Source organism: Streptomyces sp. NPDC001492 (genome assembly GCF_053597275.1).
Genome location: NZ_JBSFHW010000002.1, coordinates 235,228 through 257,278, shown reverse-complemented (window position 1 = coordinate 257,278; position 22,051 = coordinate 235,228). Strand labels below are relative to the sequence as shown.

At 71.6% G+C, this 22,051-nt stretch carries 20 protein-coding genes; 11 read left to right on the top strand and 9 right to left on the bottom strand.

Features of this window, described 5'->3' with window-relative positions; genetic code table 11:
* Positions 1-152: 152 nt before the first annotated feature.
* Entirely contained in the window at positions 153-698 is a 546-nt protein-coding gene (locus ACWC1K_RS03505; protein WP_450828514.1) for a sigma-70 family RNA polymerase sigma factor, read from the bottom strand.
* A 234-nt stretch (positions 699-932) separates the two neighbouring features.
* Between ACWC1K_RS03505 and ACWC1K_RS03500 the strand changes: the two genes are divergently transcribed.
* Positions 933-2,093: a CapA family protein gene (locus ACWC1K_RS03500; protein WP_450828512.1), complete on the top strand. Its 1,161-nt coding sequence runs from the start codon at positions 933-935 to the stop codon at positions 2,091-2,093.
* A 1-nt stretch (position 2,094) separates the two neighbouring features.
* Here the strand turns inward: ACWC1K_RS03500 and ACWC1K_RS03495 are convergent, their stop codons facing one another.
* Positions 2,095-2,568, bottom strand: coding sequence for a MarR family winged helix-turn-helix transcriptional regulator (locus ACWC1K_RS03495; protein ID WP_450828510.1), 474 nt, complete (start codon positions 2,566-2,568; stop codon positions 2,095-2,097).
* Between the two features lie 57 nt (positions 2,569-2,625).
* Between ACWC1K_RS03495 and ACWC1K_RS03490 the strand changes: the two genes are divergently transcribed.
* Positions 2,626-3,441, top strand: a complete 816-nt coding sequence (locus tag ACWC1K_RS03490) for an alpha/beta fold hydrolase (protein ID WP_450828508.1) — start codon at positions 2,626-2,628, stop codon at positions 3,439-3,441.
* Here ACWC1K_RS03490 and ACWC1K_RS03485 read toward each other — a convergent pair.
* Positions 3,438-4,280 (bottom strand): hypothetical protein, encoded by an 843-nt coding sequence (locus tag ACWC1K_RS03485; RefSeq protein WP_450828506.1) that lies wholly within the window; start codon positions 4,278-4,280, stop codon positions 3,438-3,440. The genes ACWC1K_RS03490 and ACWC1K_RS03485 overlap by 4 nt on opposite strands.
* A 165-nt stretch (positions 4,281-4,445) precedes the next feature.
* Between ACWC1K_RS03485 and ACWC1K_RS03480 the strand changes: the two genes are divergently transcribed.
* Positions 4,446-5,384 (top strand): alpha/beta hydrolase, encoded by a 939-nt coding sequence (locus ACWC1K_RS03480; RefSeq protein ID WP_450828504.1) that lies wholly within the window; start codon positions 4,446-4,448, stop codon positions 5,382-5,384.
* Between the two features lie 10 nt (positions 5,385-5,394).
* Positions 5,395-6,207, top strand: a complete 813-nt coding sequence (locus ACWC1K_RS03475; protein ID WP_450828502.1) for a helix-turn-helix transcriptional regulator — start codon at positions 5,395-5,397, stop codon at positions 6,205-6,207.
* A gap of 132 nt (positions 6,208-6,339) precedes the next feature.
* Here the strand turns inward: ACWC1K_RS03475 and ACWC1K_RS03470 are convergent, their stop codons facing one another.
* Entirely contained in the window at positions 6,340-6,801 is a 462-nt protein-coding gene (locus ACWC1K_RS03470) for a universal stress protein (protein ID WP_450828500.1), read from the bottom strand.
* Between the two features lie 90 nt (positions 6,802-6,891).
* On the opposite strand from ACWC1K_RS03470, the gene lysX reads away from it, so the two are divergent.
* Positions 6,892-10,170, top strand: coding sequence for a bifunctional lysylphosphatidylglycerol synthetase/lysine--tRNA ligase LysX (gene lysX, locus ACWC1K_RS03465; protein WP_450828498.1), 3,279 nt, complete (start codon positions 6,892-6,894; stop codon positions 10,168-10,170).
* Positions 10,171-10,173: 3 nt separating this feature from the next.
* Here lysX and ACWC1K_RS03460 read toward each other — a convergent pair whose 3' ends face one another.
* The gene (locus ACWC1K_RS03460) at positions 10,174-10,956 is read right to left on the bottom strand and encodes a hypothetical protein (RefSeq protein ID WP_450828496.1); all 783 of its coding nucleotides are present in this window, start codon (positions 10,954-10,956) and stop codon (positions 10,174-10,176) included.
* Positions 10,957-11,244: 288 nt separating this feature from the next.
* On the opposite strand from ACWC1K_RS03460, the gene ACWC1K_RS03455 reads away from it, so the two are divergent.
* Positions 11,245-12,093 (top strand): polysaccharide deacetylase family protein, encoded by an 849-nt coding sequence (locus ACWC1K_RS03455; RefSeq protein WP_450828494.1) that lies wholly within the window; start codon positions 11,245-11,247, stop codon positions 12,091-12,093.
* 30 nt (positions 12,094-12,123) lie between these two features.
* Here the strand turns inward: ACWC1K_RS03455 and ACWC1K_RS03450 are convergent, their stop codons facing one another.
* Positions 12,124-12,798, bottom strand: coding sequence for a class F sortase (locus ACWC1K_RS03450; RefSeq protein WP_450828492.1), 675 nt, complete (start codon positions 12,796-12,798; stop codon positions 12,124-12,126).
* Between the two features lie 331 nt (positions 12,799-13,129).
* On the opposite strand from ACWC1K_RS03450, the gene ACWC1K_RS03445 reads away from it, so the two are divergent.
* Entirely contained in the window at positions 13,130-13,624 is a 495-nt protein-coding gene (locus ACWC1K_RS03445; RefSeq protein ID WP_450828490.1) for a hypothetical protein, read from the top strand.
* Between the two features lie 132 nt (positions 13,625-13,756).
* Here ACWC1K_RS03445 and ACWC1K_RS03440 read toward each other — a convergent pair whose 3' ends face one another.
* The 3 genes from ACWC1K_RS03440 to ACWC1K_RS03430 form a co-directional block, all read right to left on the bottom strand.
* Positions 13,757-14,311: a hypothetical protein gene (locus ACWC1K_RS03440; RefSeq protein WP_450828489.1), complete on the bottom strand. Its 555-nt coding sequence runs from the start codon at positions 14,309-14,311 to the stop codon at positions 13,757-13,759.
* 203 nt (positions 14,312-14,514) lie between these two features.
* Entirely contained in the window at positions 14,515-15,279 is a 765-nt protein-coding gene (locus ACWC1K_RS03435; protein ID WP_450828487.1) for a bestrophin-like domain, read from the bottom strand.
* Between the two features lie 16 nt (positions 15,280-15,295).
* On the bottom strand, positions 15,296-15,424 hold the full coding sequence (locus tag ACWC1K_RS03430) for a hypothetical protein (protein WP_450828485.1): 129 nt from the start codon (positions 15,422-15,424) through the stop codon (positions 15,296-15,298).
* 823 nt (positions 15,425-16,247) lie between these two features.
* Between ACWC1K_RS03430 and ACWC1K_RS03425 the strand changes: the two genes are divergently transcribed.
* From ACWC1K_RS03425 to ACWC1K_RS03410, 4 genes are all read left to right on the top strand, one after another.
* Positions 16,248-17,210, top strand: a complete 963-nt coding sequence (locus tag ACWC1K_RS03425) for an SCO0930 family lipoprotein (RefSeq protein ID WP_450828711.1) — start codon at positions 16,248-16,250, stop codon at positions 17,208-17,210.
* Between the two features lie 290 nt (positions 17,211-17,500).
* A complete protein-coding gene (locus tag ACWC1K_RS03420) occupies positions 17,501-18,313 on the top strand; it encodes an SAM-dependent methyltransferase (RefSeq protein WP_450828483.1) in 813 nt (270 codons plus the stop codon).
* Complete coding sequence (locus tag ACWC1K_RS03415; RefSeq protein ID WP_450828481.1) at positions 18,310-20,445, top strand: putative bifunctional diguanylate cyclase/phosphodiesterase; 2,136 nt, start codon at positions 18,310-18,312, stop codon at positions 20,443-20,445. The genes ACWC1K_RS03420 and ACWC1K_RS03415 overlap by 4 nt, the downstream gene beginning before the upstream one ends.
* Before the next feature lie 139 nt (positions 20,446-20,584).
* Positions 20,585-21,943 (top strand): serine/threonine-protein kinase, encoded by a 1,359-nt coding sequence (locus ACWC1K_RS03410; RefSeq protein WP_450828479.1) that lies wholly within the window; start codon positions 20,585-20,587, stop codon positions 21,941-21,943.
* Positions 21,944-22,051 lie beyond the last annotated feature (108 nt).

Sequence of the window (22,051 nt, the reverse complement as noted above, 5' to 3'; positions counted from 1 at the left end):
CCTGCCTTCCTCCGGTGCGTGCGCGTCGCCCGACTCCGGGCCCCGGTCGCGGGGCCCCGAGCCCCCAGTCCGGAACACGGATGAGGACAGCTGATTGCTCAACCGGGGTCCTCAGCAAGGCGCTTTACGGAGGTTTGACTCAGCCGTCGGTTTCACCGCAGGTCGGCCGCATATCCGGGAAGCACCCGGCGGAGGGCGCGCAGCGCGTAGTACGCGCGGGACTTCACCGTACCGGGAGGAATTCCGAGGGTTTCCGCGGCTTCCGCAACACTCGCCCCCTGGAAGTACACGAGCACCAGGACTTCACGGTGCTGGGGAGTGAGTGTCTTCACAGCCTCGCGGACATCGAGGGCTGCGGCGGCCCGCTCGGCGTGGTCGCCGATCACCCGCGCGTTCTCCAGGACCGCGTCCCCGACCTCGGGCGGCCGCGCCTGCCGGGCCCGCCGCGCGTCGATGGCGAGCCGCCGTCCCACGGTCATCAGCCAGGGCCGTACGGAGTCGTAGTCGTCGGCGCGCAGCGCCTCGGGATGCTGCCAGGCGCGCACCAGGGTCTCCTGCACCAGGTCCTCGGCGCGCTGCCGGTCGCCGTCGCTGAGCCGGAGCAGCAGCGCGAAGAGGGGGCGGCCGTGCTCGCGCTGCAGCGCGGCGAGCTCGTGCTCGGCGGTCGTCGCGTTCGTGAGGGTGGTTCCGGCCGTCATGGCCGTATGGCATCGCAGGGTGCCGCTTCGGGACAGGGTCCGCACCGGGATCTGCGGCGGACGGTCGATCGCGTCGACGAACGGTACGACGAACGGTCCCGCGCTCCCCGCGAGCGGCCCGGGGGCGTCCGTTCGCGGGCACCGGACGGGTTAATCGGGGCGGCGCGGTTGTTTGGCCGCGCACTCAGACTCGTACCTATTTATCTGTAAATGTGACAACAGTGGGGTGAGCTGATGATTGCACGGAGACGACAGGTTGCCCTGGCCCTGATGGCCGTTCTGACCGCGGGCGCGGCCTGCCAGGCCCAGCATCGGCAGGCGGCCACCCGTGCCGGAGACCCGGGGGCCCCGGCGGCGTCCGCGGCCCGTACCTTCACGCTGGTCGCCTCCGGCGACATCATCCCGCACGACTCGATCATCGACCGCGCCCGCTTCGACGGCGGTGGCGCCGGTTACGACTTCCGGCCGATGTTCTCCGGCATCAAGCCCATCGTCGCGCGCGCCGATCTGGCGCTGTGTCACATGGACACCGTCTACGGGGCGAACGGCCACTACGCCGGCCGCTCCCTGTTCACGTCCCCGCCCGAGATCGCCCAGAGCCTGGCCGCCACCGGTTACGACGGCTGCTCCACCGCCTCCGACCACAGCCTCGACGACGGCGCCGAGGGTGTCCGCCGCACCCTCGACGCCCTGGACCGCGCGGGCGTACGCCATGCCGGTTCGGCCCGCACCGAGGCCGAGGCGCACACCGTCACGATCCTGCGCGCGGGCCCCGCCGAGGTCGCCCACCTCGCCTACACCTTCGACACCAACGGCATCCCGCTGCCCCAGGGTGCGCCGTGGGCCGTCAGCCTCCTGAACGAGAACCGGATCATCGAGGACGCCCGGGCGGCCCGCCGGGCAGGTGCCGACGTGGTCGTCGTCTCCGTGCACTGGGGCACCGAATGGCAGGACGCGCCCGACCAGCAGCAGCTCGCCCTGGCCGGGCAGCTCACGGCCTCCCGCACCGCCGGCCGCCCCGACGTCGACCTCGTCCTCGGCACCCGCGCCCATGTCCCGCAGGCGTACGAGAAAGTCAACGGCACCTGGGTCGTCTACGGCCTGGGCGACCAGATCGCGGGAGAGATGTCCAACACGTCGGGCGCCCAGGACCCGCGCGGCAACGAGTCCACCCTCGGCCGCTTCACCTTCACCCGTCCCGCCCGTGCGGGCGGTCGCTGGGAGGTCACCAAGGCGGAATTCGTCCCGCTGATGTTCGACGTCGACGCCGGTAGGGCGGTCAACCTCAACCAGGCCATCGCCCAGGGCGCCGAGGTGAAGGCCGTGCGCGACGCGATCAGCACCGCGGTGCTCAGCCGGGGCGCGGCCAAGGACGGGCTGACCATGGGGCAGTAGGTCAGTCCACGTCCACGTGGTCGAAGGTCTTCAGGATCTCCCTCAACACCCGCACCGTCGCCCGGACTTCCGCGTCGGTCAGATCGCCGCCGACCTGCCGGTTCAGATAGTGCTCACGGCCCAGGACGGTGGTGATGGTCGCCCGGCCCTCTTCCGTGATCCGGATCAGGGACGAGCGCTGGTGCGCGGGGTTGGGGACCACCTCGACCCACCCCTGGTCCGCCGCGTCGTTGACCATGCGCTGTACGAACTGCCGGCTCAGCGCCAGGATCCGCCCCATCTGAGGCACCGTCATGGGGTCGTGCTGCCGCAGCAGGTCCAGTACGGCGCGTACGCCTACGGAGACCCCCTCGACCGCCTCGCCCTGCTCGACCTTGCGCAGGGCGCGCCGGTACAGCGGGCCGACCAGGTCGAACACCTCGGTCAGACGGTGGCCCAGCTCGTCGGGGGTGAGGGGCTTGTCGGTGTCGTTCACCTCGCCATCATGACATCCCGGTTGTCAAAGCTCGCCGAACATGACACCTTGGTTGTCATGAATGGTGCTTCGGACGTTCGCCTCTTCCCGTCCTTGGACGGTGACCTCGCCTACCTCGACACCGGCTCCGGTGATCTCGTCGTCCTCCTCCACTCCGGGTACGTCGACCACCGCGTCTGGGACGACCAGATACCGGCCCTCGCCGCCGAGTACCGGGTGATCGCCCCGGACGTACGCGGCCACGGATCCTCCGCCAACGCCACCCAGCCGTTCCGCTGGGCCGACGACCTCGCCGCCCTGCTCCGCCACCTCGACGCGGGCCCGGCCGTCCTCGTCGGCCTCTCGATGGGCGGAGTGATCGCCACCGACACCGTGCTGGAGTACCCCGAGCTCGTGCGCGCGGTGGTCACCTGCGGCGCGGCGACCGGCGACTTCCAGTACACGGACGACTGGACCCGTGAGATCCAGGCCGAGTACGCCCGCACGCTGGGCGCCGGTGACATCGAGGGCTGGCTCGACGCGTTCGTGCGGGTCGTGCCCGGCCCCTACCGCAGCGCCGACGACGTCGACCCGGACATCGCACGCCGGTTGAAGGAGATGGCCTTCAACTCGATCTCCAAGCACACTCCCGGCGAGAAGGACTGGCACGTGCGCGTGACCGACTCCTGGTCCCGCCTGCCGAAGATCGACGTCCCGGTGCTCACCGTCAACGGCACCCTGGAGCCCCCCGAGTTGCTGGACGCGGCAGAGCGCCTCGCGCGCACCGTCCCCGACGGCCGTGCGCAGACCGTCGAGGACACCGCCCACTACCTGAACATGGAGAAGCCGGAGGTCTTCAACAAGGTCCTGCTGGAGTTCCTCCGCGCCCTCTAGGAGTGGCGGCCCGGCGAGGGGGACGGACTCGGAGAAGCAGACGCGGGCGGATAACTCGGGTGCAGGGAGGACGAAAGCGGAGCCAGACCCCTGCACAGCGAGGTCGGAAAAGCCGGCACCCTGCGCTGCACGACCCGGCAGCCTCCGGCCGCCCCCTCGACGATCGGCACCCATCCGGATTTCTCCGCCCGGAAGAACCAGCGGTCACCGAGCCGCGACGAGCAGCCGGGCGCCGAGGCGTCGTCGCAGGCCGGTCCGGTCCGCCAGGAGAAGTCCATCACCAGCCACTTGCCGTCGCACTCCTGAGAGTCCCGGTAGGTGTGCGTGGGCGCGTCGACCGCCATCAGCGCCTGGTCGTAGGAGGCGTCGGTACAGCCGGTCGCCGGCGGCGTGCAGCCCAGCTTCCCGCACAGCCGCAACGCGGGGGCCTTCGCTCCGTCGGCGGTGAACTGCACGTAGTGGTCGACGACCACCTCCCGGCCGCCCAGGGGGATGGGCAGCCGGAGCCGCGCCGTGGCCGACCGCTCCTTGGTGCATCCGGAACGCCGGTCCCCGGACGGCGAGGAGAAGGTGAGCTGGACCCGCACGAGGTCCTTCTCCACGGGGTCGGTGAGCACCGCCTTGAAATCCCGCACACACGCGCGCGCACCGCTGGGCACCTGCGCGTCGAGCAGCAGCGTACGGCCGCCGTCGGCGAGGCGGGCCCCGGTGACCTGCGAGGGCTCGAAAACGGTCCACGGGATCGGCCCGGTCGCCGACGGCGCCGCTTCCCGGCCCGCCACCTGCGTCCCGCACCCGCCGAGCAGCAGCGCCACCACCACACAGAGCACGGCGGCCACGGCCGCCCCGCGCCTGTCACGTCTTCCAGCTGATCCCATCAGCGCTCAATCCCCCCGTGTCGCACCGGTGTTGCCCGGGCCGGCGCCAAACTCTAGCCGCCGTGACGCAGCTCACCGGAAAAGGGTGACAGGACGTTGTCGCGGACTGCTGCGAGGGTCGGCGTCATGACGATCACAGACGAGGACTGCCTTGCCGAGACCCTGGCCTTCAACGAGCAGTTCGAGGCCACTGCCGCGAGCCGCCCGGCCCGCGGACAGGCACCCGACGCAACCGTGCTGGCGCTGCTGCGACGCAACCGGCTGGGTGGCAACACACCACCGGTGCGACTGCCGCAGGGCCGGGACCGCGCCATTGCGGGCGGGATCGGGGTCCGGGTGTTCGTGCCGGACGAGATCGACGGCGTATATCTGCACCTGCACGGGGGCGGCTGGGCGTTCGGCTCCGCGGGCGGGCAGGACGAGAGGCTGTGGCGGCTTGCCGTGCAGGCACGGCTGGCCGTGGTGAGCGTGGAGTACCGGCTGGCGCCGGAGCACCCGTTCCCCGCCGGACCCGACGACTGCGAAGCGGCCGCCCGGTGGCTGGTGGAGCATGCCGCAGCCGAGTTCGGCACCGGACGGCTGCTGATCGGCGGTGAGTCGGCCGGCGCCCATCTGAGCGTCGTCACCCTGCTGCGCCTGCGCGACCGGCACCACATCACGGGCGCGTTCCGGGCGGCCCAGCTGCTCTTCGGCCCGTACGACCTGTCGATGACGCCGAGCCAGCGGTCGTTCGGCTCGAGGCGGCTGCTGAGCAACACCGACTCGCTGCACGGCAGTTATGAGCTGTTCACACCCGGGATGGGGGCGGAGCAGCGCCGCGCCCCGGACATCTCGCCGCTCTTCGCCGACCTGACCGGCCTGCCGCCCGCCCGGATCGTCGTCGGTACAGAGGATCCGCTGCTGGACGACTCGCTGTTTCTGGCCCAGCGGTGGCAGGCGGCCGGTGCGCCCGTCGAGCTCGGCGTCGTGGCCGGCGCCATGCACGGGTTCACCCTGTTCCCGCTGACCGTCACCGAGCGGGAACAGGCACGTCAGCGGGAGTTCCTGACCGCGGCGGGACGGTAGCGTCGGCCTCATGAACCGCACTGCCCGGCTCTATGCGCTGGTGGAGGAGTTGCGCGCGGCGGCGCCCCGGCCGCTGACGGTCGCCGTACTCGCCGCCCGGTTCGAGGTCGCCACCCGCACCGTGCAGCGCGATCTGCAGGCGCTGATGGAGTCCGGTGTCCCGGTGCGCGCCACACCCGGGCGCGGCGGGGGCTGGACGATCGACCCGGCGGCGACGCTGCCTCCGATGCACTTCACCGCCGACGAGGCGGCGGCGCTGGCCGCCGCGCTGGCCGCGGCCGACGCCTGCGCCCCCTACGCCGGGGCGGCCCGCACGGCGTACCAGAAGATCGTGGCCTCGATGACCGGCCCCGGCTCGGCGGCGGTCCGCGAACTCGCCGCACGGATCGTCGCGCTGCCGGCGCGGACCGACCTCGCGGTCCGCGCCGCCGTGGAACAGGCCCTCACCGACGCCGTGGTGCTGCGCCTGTCCTACGTCGACGCGGCCGGACGTGCGAGCGAGCGCGAGGTGGAACCGGCCGGTCTGCTCACCGCCGAAGGCCGCTGGTACCTCATCGCCTGGTGCCGCACCCGGCGGGCCGGCCGGGGCTTCCGGCTGGACCGGATCGCAGCGGCGGCTCCCACCGGTGAGCAGGCGCGCCCCCATGACCTGGCCGACCTGCTGCACGGCTCGGCAGCCGCCGACGCGGCGCCACCCGCCGCGCTGGCCTCCTTGCCCCAGCGGCCGGCTCCGAGCGTCGGTGCGCGTACCCGAAGTAGCTCCCGGTCCCGATCACGAACCACACCGCGAACCGCACCCGGGTCCACCACTGCAGACAGGTGATCAGCCGGCCGTACCGTTGGCCACCGTGCCGACGAGGGTGCTGCGCCGGTGGCCGAGCGCCGGATCGACGTCCTCACGATGAACGGCCACCGCACCCAGGGCATACAGCTGCTCACCCGCAAGCCGTGAGCCTCACGGCACCACCGTCACCGGCCACCGCCCCGCCTTCACCAGCCGTACGGCCACCGAACCGACGATCCGGTGCCCGGCCTGCTCGGAGGCGCCCACCACCACCGCGTCCGCCTTCAGCTCGTCCGCGGCCTTGACCAGGCCGCTGTAGGGGTCGCCGCGGAAGGTGTGGAACTCCCAGCGGACCTCGTATATCCCCTTGAGCCGCTCGGTGGCGTCCCGGATGTAGGTCTTGAGGTCCTCGGCGATCTCGTCCGTCGTCTCGGCGACCGGCGCGCCCATGGCCGCGCCCGCGGCCATCACCGGCTGCACATAGACCACGGCGAGCAGCGCGTGCTGGCGCCTGGCCAGGCCACCGGCATATGCCGCGGCGCGCAGCGAGGAGTCCGAACCGTCCACCCCGACCACGATGACCTTGGGCCCGTCCGTGCCCCGCTCGAACTGGTGCGAGTGCTGTTCCGTCACGGCTGTGAGGCTATCGGAAGCCGCAGGTCCCGCCGCCGTGCGGGGCCTCTCGACGGGCGAGGCGGCCGAGCCCTTCCTACAGTCGGAACCATGAGTGCCACAGCGGAGGCCTCCCCGCCCAGGGACACCCCGGGTCCGATACGGCCGCCCGGCAGCGGTCCGATGAGCAAGGTGCCCGAGGTCTTCGCGGCCTTCTTCGGCGCCCTCGGCCTGCTGTGCGGCCTGCTGGCCCTCATCCCCCCGCTGCGCGTCCTGCTGCGCCCGGTGGTCCGCTTCCTCGACGTGATCATCGTCCCGGTCAGCGCCAATCTCGCCTACGCCGTCTTCCTCTTCCTGCTCGCCGCCGCGACCGCCGCCCGCAAGAAGATCGCCTGGTGGCTGGTGGTCGTCTACCTCGGCCTGCTGGTCCTGGACGACATCCTCGGAGTGGCGCTGGGCCTGTATGTCGAGTCCGTCCCGTCCCTCGTCGTCTGCGGTCTCGCACTGGCCCTGCTGATCGTCGCCCGCAAGGAGTTCTACGCCGCCTCCCGCCGCGCCGCCGTGCGCCGGGCCCTGGTGGTGCTGCTGGCCGGGATCGCCGTCGGCATCCTCGTCGGCTGGGGGCTGGTCGCCCTCTTCCCCGGCACCCTGCCCGAGAGCCAGCACCTGCTGTGGGCCGCCAACCGCGTCTGCGGCGGCCTGGTCTCGGCCCGTTCCTTCGACGGCCGCCCGCCCCGCGCCCTGTTCTTCCTGCTCGGCCTGTTCGGCGCGCTCGCCCTGCTCAACGCCGCCGCCACCCTGTTCCGTTCACAACGCCTGGAAGGCGCCCTGCACGGCGACGAGGAGCCCCGTATCCGCGCCCTGCTGAAGGCCTACGGCGAGCAGGACTCCCTCGGTTACTTCGCCACCCGCCGCGACAAGGCCGTCGTCTTCTCGCCCAGCGGCAAGGCCGCCGTCACCTACCGTGTCGAGGCCGGCGTCTGCCTCGCCAGCGGCGACCCCGTCGGCGACCGGGAGGCCTGGCCGCACGCCATCGCCGCCTGGCTGGACGTCGCCCGCCGGCACGCCTGGGCGCCCGCCGCGGTGGGCGCCTCCGAGGACGGCGCCAGGGCCTTCGCCCGCGCCGGCCTCGGCGCACTCCAACTCGGCGACGAGGCGATCCTGCACGTGCCCGACTTCGACCTCGACGGCCGCGACATGCGGGTCACCCGGCAGGCCGTGCACCGCGTGCGCCGCACCGGCGCCCACTGCCGCATCCGCCGCCACGCCACCCTCACCGACGAGGAGATGGAGGAGGTGATCGACAAGGCCGACGCCTGGCGCGACACCGAGACCGAACGCGGCTTCTCCATGGCCCTGGACCGCCTCGGCGACCCGGCGGACGGCGACTGCCTCCTCGTGGAAGCCCTCAGTGAGGACGGCCGCCTCCTGGCGCTGCTCTCCTTCGTGCCCTGGGGCCGCGACGGCGTCTCCCTCGACCTGATGCGCCGTGACCGCAGTGCTCCCAACGGCGTCATGGAGTTCATGGTCGCCGAACTGTGCGAGGCGGCACCGAAGCTGGGAATCCGCAGGATCTCGCTGAACTTCGCGGTCTTCCGCTCGGCCTTCGAGGAGGGCGCCCGCATCGGTGCCGGACCGGTGCTGCGCCTGTGGCGCCGCCTGCTGCTTTTCTTCTCCCGGTGGTGGCAGCTGGAGGCGCTGTACCGCTCCAACGCCAAGTACCAGCCGGAGTGGTATCCGCGCTTCATCTGCTACGGCGACGCGGGCTCCCTCGCCCGTATCGGGCTGGCCTCCGGCATCGCCGAAGGTTTCGTTTCGGTACCGTCCTTGCGCAAACTCTGGAGAAAGGGGCACCCGAAGGGCGCGTCCAGGCCCGCGACCACCGAGGGTCTGCCGTCGCTGTCGGCGCTCGGCCTCGACGGAGGGGGCGAGGCCGGGCCCGGCGATCCCCAGGCCGGCCTGCCCGAACAGGTCCGCATCCGGCACCGCACCCTCGACCGGCTGCGCGCCGACGGCACCGACCCCTACCCGGTCGCCATCCCGCGGCGCACCCATGCCCTCGCCGACGTCCGCGAGGGCGAACAGGTCACCGTCGCCGGCCGCATCATGCTGGTGCGCGGCTTCGGCGGCATCGTCTTCGTCACCCTGCGCGACTGGTCCGGCGACCACCAACTCGCCCTCACCCGCGAGGACTCCGGGCCCGCCCTCGACCGCTTCACCGCAGACACCGACATCGGCGACCACATCAGCGCCACCGGCCGGGCCGGCGTGAGCGACAAGGGCGAACCGACCGTCTTCGTCACCTCCTGGCAGCTGATCGGCAAGTGCCTGCGCCCGCTGCCCGACAAACGCCGCGGCCTTTCCGACCCCGAGGCCAAGGTCCGGATGCGCTACCTCGACCTGGTCTCCAGCCCCGACGCCCGCCGGGTCGTCCGCGCCCGCTCCACCGCCGTACAGGCCCTGCGCCAGGGCCTGTTGGAGCGCGGCTACCTCGAGGTCGAGACCCCGATGCTGCAGCAGATCCACGGTGGCGCCAACGCCCGCCCCTTCACCACCCACATCAACGCCTACGACCTCGACCTCTATCTGCGCATCGCGCCCGAGCTGTACCTGAAGCGGCTGTGCGTCGGCGGCCTGGAGAAGGTCTTCGAAATGGGCCGCACCTTCCGCAACGAGGGCGTCTCCTACAAGCACAACCCCGAGTTCACGATGCTGGAGGCCTACCAGGCCTTCGCCGACTACGACGTGATGCTCGACCTCGCCCGCGAACTGATCCAGGGCGCGGCCACCGCCGCCTTCGGCGCGCCGATCGCCCGCAAGGAAGGCCAGGAGTACGACATCTCGGGCGCCTGGCCGGTCAAGACGGTGTACGGCGCGATCGGGGAGGCTTTGGGGGAGGAGGTCGGCGCGGACACGGAGCTGCCGGTGCTGCACCGGCTGTGCGACCGCGCCGGCGTGCCGTACGCGCCGGACGACGGCCGCGGCGACGTCGTACTCGAAATGTACGAGCGCCTGGTGGAGGAGAAGACCCGGCTGCCCACCTTCTACAAGGACTTCCCCACCGACGTCTCCCCGCTCACCCGCCAGCACCGCACCGACCCACGGCTGGCCGAGCGCTGGGACCTGGTCGCCTTCGGCACCGAACTGGGCACTGCCTACTCGGAGTTGACCGATCCGGTCGAACAGCGTCGCCGTCTCACCGCCCAGTCCCTGCTGGCGGCCGGCGGAGACCCCGAGGCGATGGAACTGGACGAGGACTTCCTCGACGCCCTCGAATACGCGATGCCGCCCACCGGCGGTCTCGGCATCGGCGTCGACCGGCTGGTCATGTTCCTCACCGGCCTGACGATCCGTGAGACGCTGCCGTTCCCGCTGGTGCGCCGCCGCTGAGGCTCAGGGCCGCGGCGGGAGCAGCAGCCGCAGGTCGTCTCCCCAGGAGTCGAGGACCGCGCCGTGCCCGGCGGCCCGCGCCGCCCGTGCGAGGTCGCCGAACAGGGCGCGCTGGCTGTGCGGATCGCCGTCGGCCAGGATGCGGCGCAGCACCGGCAGCAGCCGCCCGGCGCTCCACCGGTCGTCGCCGAGCGGCTGCCGGTCGAGCTCCCACTGCAGGTACTTGTTGTACGGCCGTACCCGCCGGTGCAGGGCGAAGAGCACCTCCAGCGCATGGGGCAGGCTCTCGGCGGCATCCAGGTGCCCCATCGCGTCGCGGCCGTCACGGTAGCTCTTCAGGGAGCGGTAGGTCTGGTTGACGTAGGCGTCGAGGTAGCCGGCCACGGCGGTGTGCGCCTCGTCGGGGTCCAGGGTCCGTTTGCGGTCGAGGACGGCGGTGATCTCGCCGTCGAGCCGGTCGAGGAGCACCCGCGCGTGGACGTACGAGTACCGGCTGAAGGCCGCCGGGTCTCCGGGCAGTCCACGCCGGCGGAACTCGGCGAGCGTGAGGACCGCCAGGTCCAGATGGGCCGAGCGGAACCGGTCGAGCTCGCTGAGCGGCGAGGCGTCGCTCTCGCGCAGCACGACGTGCAGGTCGTGGTCGGAATGGACGGTCGGCATCCCTTCGTGCACCTGGGAGCCGCTGAGGACGAGACCGACGACTCCGGGGTCGGCGGCGGCCCGGGCGACGAAGGCCGCCAAGGTGGCCTCCGGGGTGTCGCCGGGGGCGGGAGGAAGAGCAGGCATATCGGTGATCTCTCCGAGCGGAAACGTGGACGGCCGACAGCCGACGGCCGCGGACACGAGGACGGACCGGTTCGCTTCTGCGGCATCCGGGACACCGCGCGGGAGATCACTGCACGGACCCGACCATAGCCGCCATGCGCGTAGGGACGAAAGCGAATTCGGCCGCGCGGCTTGGCCTACCGCACCCGTCCAGGACGCGCACGGCGGCTTGGGCCGGGCGTGTGTTTTCCTGCCGCCGCTGCGGTGTTGTGGGGGACCGTCGCTCCTGGTTCGGGCGACTGATGAGTCATGAAGAAGGATGAGTTGCTCACGAGACGCCGGGCGTTGATCGCGGGTGCCGCCGCTCTGGGCGCGGCCGGCGCCGCCGGGGTGCTCGCTTCGGGCGGGGGCGACCGGACGGCGCGGCCCGTCGCTCCCGCGCCCGGCCCCGATCCCGCCCCCCGGGAGAGCTATGCGCTCGCCCCGTCCGACTACCGCCTCCAGCCGCTGACCGGATACCAGCAGGTGCGCCCGGCACCGCGCGGGACCCGGGTGCGGCATCAGCCGTTCCTGCGCGTGCACGGACGCGGTCGCACCATGGTGCTGACCTTCGACGACGGGCCCGACCCCCGCTACACCCCGCACATCCTGGACACCCTGGCCGAGTACGACGTCCGCGCCATGTTCTTCGTCTGCGGTGAGATGGCCGTCGACAACCAGGACCTGCTGGCCCGTATGGCCGACGACGGACACATCGTCGGCAACCACACCTGGACCCACCCCCTGCTGACCCGTCTGAAACGGTCCGAGATCCGCTCCGAGATGGAACGCACCAGCGACGTCATCGAGAACGCCTACGGCGAGCGGCCCCTGTGGTTCCGCGCGCCCTACGGCGCCTGGAACCGCGCGACCTTCCAACTCGGCGCCCAAATGGGCATGGAGCCCCTGGCCTGGACGGTCGACACCCTCGACTGGACCACCCCCGGCACCGGCACGATCGTCGACCGGGTCGAGGACGGCGCAGCCCCCGGCGTCGTGGTGCTCTCGCACGACGCCGGGGGCGACCGCTCCCAGAGCGTCCGGGCCCTGCGCCACTATCTGCCGGACCTGCTGGATTCCGGCTACCACATCACCGTGCCGCGACGGCGGCACGCATAGCCGGATTCCGCCCGCCCGGCCGGGGGACGCTCAGTGGACCTCGACCAGGCGGGCGAAGACGACGACGTTCCCCTCGTAACCGTGCTTCTTGGAGAAACCGCCGCCGCAGGTGATGACCCGCAATTCCGCGGCGCCCTTGGAGGCGTAGACGCGGTCGCCGGGGAAGTTGTTCTTCTCGAAGACCTCGATGCCGTAGATCTCGAACACGGCCGTCTTCCCGTCCTTGCGGGCGATCTCGACGCGATTCCCCTTCTTCAGCGCCCCCAGGTTGTAGAACACCGCGGGGCCCTGTTTGTTGTCGACGTGGCCGACCACCACCGCGGTGCCCTTCTCGCCGGGGGTGACGGCGCCGGTGAACCAGCCGGCCAGGTTCGGGTCCTCGGGGGGCGGTGCGCCGACCCAGCCGTCCGCGGCCAGGCCGACCGGCAACACCGGTGCGTCGACCCGGATCGTGGGGATCCTGACCCGGTCGGGCGGGGAGACCGGCAGCGGCTGGACCGCGCGGGCGGCGGTGATGGCGGCGGGGGCGTGGCTGTCCGCCGCTGCCGCGGTGGCGGGCTGCGGGGGGCCCACGTCGAACTCTCCCGAGCCGTTGCGGATGAGAGCGATGCCGGTCAGCAGCACCAGCGCTATGACGCCCCAGGGGGCGCGCTTCTTCCGTCGCTCCTCCTCTTCGGCCAGTTCGGCCAGTTCGGACGCAGACATTCGTTTCCCCTCTCGACGAGGCAGTCGCCGCGTCAATCGCGCATGACGCAAAGCTAAATGGCCTGTGCGAAACCGGCGACGGGGCGGATGCGAACGGGTGGCGCACCCGCTGGTGGTGCGCCATCCGAGTTGCCGCCGACAGGAATTTTCTGACGGTCCGTGACCTGCGGATATATCTGATTATCTGCTTATTGCTCGGCGTGTCCTCTCACCAGGACGGACCATCGCCGAAATGCGGGCGCGTGCACCGCATCTGACTGTCTTTCTGGGAGGCGCTTTCTCGCCGACATTGCCGGGGACGGGACCCGGGGCGTCTCCCGCGGAGGATCACATGAGTAGTCATCGTGCCCTGGCGGTCTCTGCCGCCGCGGTCGCCGTTCTCGGCCTCGCCGCACCGGCGGCCGTCGCGCGGGACGGCATGAACTTCAACCCCAGCAACATCGTCGCGCTGCCCAGTGTCATCGCCCGCGGTGGGCAGTTGACCATCACCGTCGACGGCTGCCCGGGCGGAGCCACGGCCACCTCGGACGCGTTCCCGAGCACGCAACTGATGACGGTGGCGGGCAGCAACACGGCGAGGGGCACCGCGACGGTGAACAGGGACGCGAGAAACGGTACGCACCCCATCACCGTCACCTGTGGCGGCAAGTCCCTCACCAACCCTGCCGCCTTCACCGTCATCGGCGGTGTCCAGGGCGGCTTCGGCGGCGGCAGCTCCACCGGGGCGACGCCGACCGACGTGGCCATCGGCGGCGGGCTCGTGGCCGCGGCCGTCATCGCCGGCGGCGCGTTCTGGCTGCGCCGGAGGTCCGAGAAGCGGATCTGAGCCTTCCGGCTGCGGAGAGCAGACCGCACCCGGCCTCGCACAGCGGATCGCACGTCAAGTCCGCGGAGGAGACCGCACGTTGAAGGGCCCTCGCCCCGATTCCCCGAAGGGAGCCGGGGCGATGGCCCGTTGTCAGGCACCTTCCTCGCCGCCGCGGCGGCGCGAGAGGTGGTACGCCGCGCCGACCGAGCCCGTGATGAGGGCCAGGCCCATGCCGATCTCCCTGAGGTCGAACCCGGCGATGCTGCCGCCCACACCGGCGTGCACACCCCGGTGGGGGCGGTCCGGTACCGGAACGGGGTCGACCGGCACCGGTCGCGGGTGGTGCGGGCGGCCGCCCACGATCGTCAGGCCCGTGGACCCGCTCGCGCCGTCGCAGGAGAACGTCACCTGGTACACCGCACCCGGCTTCGCGTCCCGGTCCACCACCGCCGTCGCCCAGGACTGCCCCACCGGAATGACGACCGTGTCGAACACCACCGACGTGACCCTCGCAGGCCCCCTGCAGTCGCCGTCCCGGTTCACATGCAGCCTGACCTCGCTGCCCGCCGCGACCGTCGACGGCAGCACGCTGAAGCCGAACGGCGTGATGTGGTGACCGTCGTCCCGTGCGACGGCGGCGGGTGCGGAGAGGGCGAGGGCTCCTATGCCCAGCAGAGCGGCCGAAGCAATGCGTATCGCGCGCATGGTGGTTCCTCCGGTCCCCGAGGAGCAGTTGCGGACCCGTTCCGCTGTGGGGCTGAATGCACCTCGATAACCGAAACGCTAGGAACGGGTGTCCGATCGCGCGATCGCTGTAGGGCGAATGGGGCAAACACATGGGCCACCCAGGGGACGGCAGCGGCGTGGCGCGCTGCCCCCGGGCGGCCCGTGGTGCGCAGGACTGCCGGTCAGGCCCCGATGTGCGGGAAGAGATTCAGGAAGGGTGTCGCCGACGCCGTGATGCCCCGTGTGTAGGGCGCGTCGAAGTCCCAGATGAGGAAGAGCAGGAACGCGATCAGGGCGGAGAACAGCCCTGCCAGGACCAGTTCGCGCATGGTGCGCCGGATCTGCAGCGCGAAGACCATGCCGATGGTGATCACGGCCCCGGCGAGCAGCCCGAACCACACCACGCCCGGCATGGTCGCCCCCATGGAGTCGGCGCGGGCGCTGCGGGCCTGGTCCGCGGCGGTGACCTGGTCAAGGAGCGGCTGGTAGGCCTGGGCCTCGAAGTCGGACTTCGGCTGGTAGTCGGTGACGTCCTGGCGCATACGGGCGAAGAGTTCGTCGCCGCGCGGGGTGACATGCCCGTCGTCGTCCATCACCTTCCACTCGGTGTGCACGACGTGTCCGACATAGGCGTTGACATCGTCCCGAATACGGTCACGGATCTCGGTCGGATAGACCCGCACCCGCTCCGAGATCTCGTGCAGCGCGACCGCCTCCGACTGCACATGGTCCTGGGCGGCGCTGCGCCCCTCCCACACCCCGGCGATGGCCAGGCCCAGGACGATGGCGTACACCACGCCGATCCACATCGTCATGTACTCGATGACGTCCGGGGTCTCGCTGGGGTCCTCGTCCTCGGGAGCGGACCGGTGCCGTACGAAGGTGACGATGATCACCACGGCGCAGGCGGCCAGCATCGCGAGGGTGAGAACAAGCCATTCCGACAAGAGATTCCTCCAGGAATCAGCGCGGCCGCAGCGCGGCGACGGCGATCACGGCGGGAACCGTGATGAGCAGGACAAAGGTGACGGGTGAAGGGCCGCCGCGCGGCGACCGCTTGGGCGTCGGCGCCCGGTAGCGCGGATAGGCCACCGGGGCCACGAACGGCCGGGGGGCGGGCCTGGCCGAAGGCTTCGGCCCGGGGGCCGGGGGCGGTGCGGCCGGGGGAGCGACGCTCGGGCGCGGTACCGCGGGCTTCGGAGCGGACGGGGAAGGCGACGGCGGTTCCGGCTTCGGTGTCGGCTTCGGCGTGGGTGCGGGCGCAGGGGGCGGAGGCTTCGGTTCGGGCGGCGCGGGCCTGGGCGTGGGAGTCGGCGTCGGTGTCGGCGTGGGCGTGGGCGCGGGACAGATCGGCGGAGTCGGCCAGGCGAGGTCTCCGGCAACCGCCACGGCCTGAGTGCCGTCCGGCCCGACCGAGGCATACGCACAGGCATCGGCAGTCGCGACCCCGGCCGGCGCCCCCGCCAGGATCCAGGTCAAAGCAACAAGACAGCTCAGACGCGCCCCATAGGGGCGCGGGGAACTGCGCGACAAGCCACGACGAGGCCGCGGACACAAGACGACCGATCGCCCTCCATGCCGCGAAGCGCCATGCACCAACGCCCGTTCAGCGAAGGAAGTTTGAGTAGGTTCGGGTCCATACACGCCGAAGATCATGAGCCCTCGCGCGCCGGGGCGCGCCGTATCGCGCAGGTATTGGCTCGAACGGGGGAAGCGCCCCGCACGGCGGTTTGATCACTGCGCACCCCGGCGCCCAAGAAGGCGCACGCACGTGCGAACTACCGCACCGGTGTCACAGGTTCCGAAAAGAAATTTGTGAGGCGGTTGAACACAACCGAGGGTCCCATTCGTACCCATGCTCGTGCGGCGACGCAGCAGGGCGCTGCAACACCTTTGCGATAATGGGGAGTTGACGATGAAGACCTCCTGGCGGAGCGCCTCACTCGTGGCAAGCGCTGCGGCTGTACTGGCGCTGACGACGGCGTGCGGTCAGGAAAGCGGTACCTCGTCGGTGGGCAGCCAGAACGTGGGTGCCACCGCCCCGGCGGGCGGTTACGGCAGCGTCGGCGCGGCCGGCGCCGGTGCGAGCGCCAGCCCCAGCAATGGCTACGGCGCCGACGGCCAGAACTCCGGGGCCCAGTCCTCGGCCGCGGGCAAGCTGGCCGTCACCCAGAACGCCGAGCTCGGCAAGGTGCTGACGGACGGCAACGGGATGACCCTGTACCGCTTCGACGAGGACACCGCCGAGCCGCCCAAGTCCAACTGTGACGGCGACTGCGCCAAGGCCTGGCCGCCGGTCGCCGCGAACGACGCCGCCGCCGGCGCCGGCATCGACAAGGCCCTGCTCGGCGAGGTCACCCGGGCCGACGGCACCAAGCAGCTGACCGTCGGCGGCTGGCCGGCGTACCGCTATGCCAAGGACACCAAGGCCGGGGATGTCGCCGGTCAGGGCGTGGGCGGCAAGTGGTTCGCGCTGGCCCCCGACGGCAAGAAGGCCACCCTGGCGAGCCTGCCCGGCCTGTCCGTGCGCAAGGACCCCAAGCTGGGCGACATCGTCGTCGACAAGAACGGCATGACGGTCTACCGCTTCCTGAAGGACGTGGCCTGGCCGAAGCCGATCTCCAACTGCACCGGTTCCTGCCTGGAGAAGTGGCCGGCGGTCGGGATCGTTTCCAAGGACGACACCAAGGGCATCGAGAAGAAGGGCCTGATGGGCTTCACCCGGCCCGACGGCGTCAAGCAGATGACCGTCGACTGCTGGCCCGCGTACACCTTCTCCGGCGACGCCAAGCCCGGGGACACCAACGGCCAGGGCGTGGGCGGCACCTGGTACGCCATGTCGCCCGACGGAAAGCCGGTCGGCGCGCCGAAGAAGTAGCCATCACCTCCCCAGGGTTGATTGCACCGGACAGCGCGCTCGGCCCCGTCCGCCCCCTCCGCACCGCACGGAGGGGGCGGACCTTTTGGCGTTTTGTCGCCGGGGGTCGGGGGCCCGCGGCGGAGCCGCTGATGTCACGGCCCCCGAAAGGCGCAGCTTCGGGCGAATGCGGCAAGTGCCGCAGGCAGTGACCGGGAACGGACGGTCAATTTCCGTTTGGGCTCGCCCCGTTGGCAGGCGATCAGTAGCCTCAGCTCGAACACCGGATCGCCTACGCCTTGGAGAGATAGATGGAGCGTCCCGCCTGGGCCCCCCGGAGCATCGACATCTCGGTGCCCAGTGTCTCGCGGATCTACGACTACTACCTGGGCGGTTCCCACAACTTCGAGGTCGACCGGGAGGCGGCCCGCAAGGCGATGGAGTTCATGCCGGGACTCCCGAAGATCATGCAGGCGAACCGGGCGTTCATGCGGCGCGCGGTGCGCTTCGCGGTCGGCGAGGGCATCGACCAGTTCCTGGACATCGGATCCGGCATCCCCACCTTCGGCAATGTGCACGAGGTGGCCCAGACGGCGAACCCCGGCGCGCGCGTGGTGTACGTCGACCACGACCCGGTGGCCGTGGCGCACAGCCAGGCGGTCCTCGCGGGCAACGACGGCACGGGAGTCGTCGCCGCCGACCTCCTCAAGCCCCAGGAGATCCTCGCGAGCACCGAAGTGGAGCGCCTGATCGACCTGAACCGGCCAGTGGCGCTGCTTCTCGTTGCCATACTGCACTTCGTGGAAGACGCGGACGACCCTTACGAGGCGGTGGCCCAGTTGCGCGACGCGCTCGCGCCGGGCAGCCTGCTCGTCCTCACGCACGCCTCGTACGAGGGCATCCCGCTGCCGGCCGAGCGGGCCGAGGGCGCGGTGGACGTGTACAAGAACATCCGCAACCCGCTGATCATGCGCTCGCGCGACGAGATCGCGCGGTTCTTCGAGGGGTACGACATGGTGGAACCGGGACTGGTGGCGCCGCCGCTGTGGCGGCCGCAGGAGGCGCCGGAGGACGAGGATCCGTATGCCTTCTCCGGGTTCGCCGGCGTGGGGCGTACGGCGTGACCGCGGAGCCGGACGGGCAGCCGGACAGACTGCGCAGGTTCGCGACGATCTGGAGCCGGGCGGTGTTCCCGGTGACCTCGACGTCGCTGACCAGGCCGGAGTTCGAGGAGAAACTCCTGCCGCTGGCCCGTCGCTTGAGCCGGGCGTTGCACACCCGCACCCTCGACGCGGAGGCCGGCAGGGCGGTCGGTGCCGCCCTCGTCGCCGCGCACTGCACCGACCCGGACGCGCTGGCCCGCACCCTGGACTGCGTCGACGCCTACCTGGTGCTCTACTGCGGCGAGGACGGCGACCGGGAGGAACTGCGCGCGCGTTCCTCGCGGTTGCAGCACGCCATGGCCGCAGGGTTCGCCGAGGCCCTGCGCGAGCGGACGCTGGCCGAGCAGGAGGCGATCTCCGCGGCCGCCCTCCAGGCGCAGGGCGCCGTCGCGCAGGCCCTGCACGCCACCGAGGCCCGCTTCCGCGCGGTCTTCGAGGGCGCGGCCATAGGAATCGGCATCGCCGACCTGGAGGGCAGGATCCTCCAGGTCAACGGCGCCCTGCTGCGCATGTTCGGCATCACGGACGCGATGGCCTACGGGCGCAGGGTCCAGGAGTGGACGCACCCCGAGGACGCGCCGCAGACCTGGAAGCTCTACGACGAGCTCGTCCGCGGCGAGCGCGAGCACTACCACGTCGAAAAGGCCTTCTACCGCCCTGACGGCACGGTCCTGTGGACCAACCTGACGGTCTCCCTGCTGCGCGACGCGGACGGCACCCCGCAGTACCAGCTCGCCCTCATGGAGGACACCACCGAGCGGCGGCTGCTCAACCTGCGGCTGCGCTACGAGGCCACGCACGACGCGCTCACCGGCCTGCCCAACCGCACCTTCTTCTTCGAACGCCTGGAGAAGGCGCTGGGCGCCGGCCGGGGCCAGCGCTACGGCCTGTGCTACCTCGACCTGGACGGCTTCAAGACCGTCAACGACAGCCTCGGCCACGCGGCCGGCGACCGGCTGCTCGTGGAGGTCGCCGACCGGCTGCAGGGGTGTGCGACCGCGCCCGGCGAGATGGTCGCCCGGCTCGGCGGCGACGAGTTCGTGGCGCTGACCACCGGCCCCGACACCGAGCACGAGGTCGACGAGCTCGCCGCCCGCATCATGAACGCCCTCGTCGCCCCGATCAGCATCGACGGCAGGGAACTGACCGTGCGCGGCAGCATCGGCATCGTCGAGGGCCCGGCCGGGGAGCGCAGCCCGGCGGAGGTGTTGCGCAGCGCCGACATCACCATGTACCGGGCCAAGTCGGCGGGCGGAAACCGCTTCGAGCTCGCCGACGAGGAGGCCGACGCCCGCGCCATCACCCGGCACGGCCTGACCACCGCGCTGCCGGCGGCCCTGGACCGGGGCGAGTTCTTCATCGAGTACCAGCCGCTGGTCCACCTCGGCGACGGCAGCGTGCGCGGCGCCGAAGCCCTGGTGCGCTGGCTGCACCCGCAGCACGGCATCCTCGGCCCGGACCGCTTCATCCCGCTCGCCGAACACACCGGCCTGATCGTGCCGCTCGGCCGCTGGGTCCTGGAACAGTCCGTCCGCCAGGCCCGCGAATGGCGAGAACGTTACGAGGACGCGGGCCCCCTCCGCATCAACGTCAACCTCTCGCCCTGCCAGCTCAGCCACCCCGGCCTGGTCCAGGACACCGTCGACATCCTGGAACGCACGGGCGTCGACCCGGACGCGCTGTGCCTGGAGGTCACCGAGTCGGCCCTCATCGGCGCCGACGACGACCTCCTGAAGCCGCTGCGCCGGCTCGCCGAGATGGGTGTCGACATCGCCCTCGACGACTTCGGCACCGGCTACTCGAACCTGGCGAACCTGCGCCGCCTCCCGGTCAGCATCCTCAAGCTGGACCGCTCCTTCACCCAGAGCATGCAGCAGTTCCCCGCGGACCCCGTCGACCTCAAGATCGTCGAAGGGATCGTGTCCCTCGCCCACAGCCTCGACCTCGCGGTCACGGTGGAGGGTGTGGAAACCGGCGCCCAGGCCGAGCAGTTGCGGATACTGGGCTGCGACACGGCCCAGGGCTGGTACTACGCCCGCCCGGGCCCACCGGACCGGCTGCACGAGCTGGCGCTGGTGGACGCGACCGGCTGACGCCGAGGCCGTGCGACGGGCCGACGCCGATCTGCCCGTCGAGCCGCCTGCAAACGCCTGTGCGACTGCGTGAACTGCGGCCTTGCATGGTCACGTGCCGCCGGGACATCATGCGCGCAGCCGACCGGTGGAGGGGTGGATGGCACAGCGGTTGCTGGACGGGCGGTACCTTCTGGCCGACCGGATCGGGGCCGGTGGCATGGGGGAGGTGTGGCGGGCCCATGACCAGCGGCTGCGGCGCGAGGTCGCGGTCAAGCGGATCACCGGTCTCGGGCACGTCCAGGATCCGAAGGCCGTGGCGCGGTTCGTGCAGGAGGCCCAGGTCGTGGCGGGGCTGTCGAGCCGGCACATCGTCACGGTGCACGACATCGCGACGGCTGCCCTCGACGACGGGCCCGAACTGCCGTACCTCGTCATGGAGTTGCTGCACGGCAGGCCGCTTGACCACCTGATCAGGGGCGGCGGCAGCCCTCCCCGGCTCGACGACGCGCGCCGCTGGGGAAGCCAGATGGCCAGGGCCCTGGCGACCGCCCATGCCGCCGGCGTGGTCCACCGGGACATGAAACCCGCGAACGTACTCGTCACCGACGGCGAGGCGGGCGAGGACGAGGGCCTGGTCAAGGTGCTCGACTTCGGAATCGCCCGGCTCCTGGACGCCGCCGCGGCCCCGACGACGCTCACCGTCACGGGCGCGGTCCTCGGCACGCCGGGCTACATGTCACCTGAGCAGATCCGGGCGGACCCCGGCCTGCCGGTCGACGCGCGCAGCGATCTGTACTCGCTCGGCTGCATCCTCTACGAGCTGGTCACCGGGCGGCTGCCCTTCGAAGCGCCCTCCGTGTACCCGCTGTTGCGCAAGCACATCGACGAACCTCCCACGCCGCCGCGTCGGTTGCGCGCGGACCTGCCGACGCCCTGGGAAGCTCTCATTCTCGCGCTGCTCGCCAAGAGCCCGGACGATCGGCCGCAGACCGCCGGACAAGTGCGGGACCGGCTGGACGAGTTGGGCAGCGCCACACCATCGCCGCCGCCCCCGCGACCCCCGGGCACGGCACCACCCGCGGCGCACGCCGACGCCCACACCCGGATCACGCCGGCGGCACCCGGACCGTGGCCCGCGCACCCGCCGACGCAGCTGGACCGCGGAGGCGCGGCACCTCAGCGACCGGCGGCCAGGACACCTGACCCGGCGGCCTCTTCGAAGCCGGCTGCGGCCCCCCGCAAGCCGACGGTCCCGAAGCCCGTCGCCGCCCCCTCGGTCCACCGGTGCCTTCATCCCGGCCCTTGGCGCGCTCGGACCCCGGTGCCTCGGCGCCGCAGCATCCGGCCTGGCTCGACCGTGGCGGACCACGACGGCCGGAACGCCAGGAGCGGCAACGCGCGGTCTCACAGCCGTCGGCCCGCCGTAGGTCCAGGCTGGACGAACCCCTCACCGTGGCGGCGGTCGTCATGGTGGCCACGGCCCTCACGGTGCCCTGGTGGGTCGCGCTCATCCTGACGGTCGGCAGTGCGGCGGGGGTCCATCTGAGGAACCGCAACCGGAACCGACCTCGGTCCGGCAGCCACCTGTAGCCCGGCGGCCGGGCAACCCGGTTGCGGATGGGCC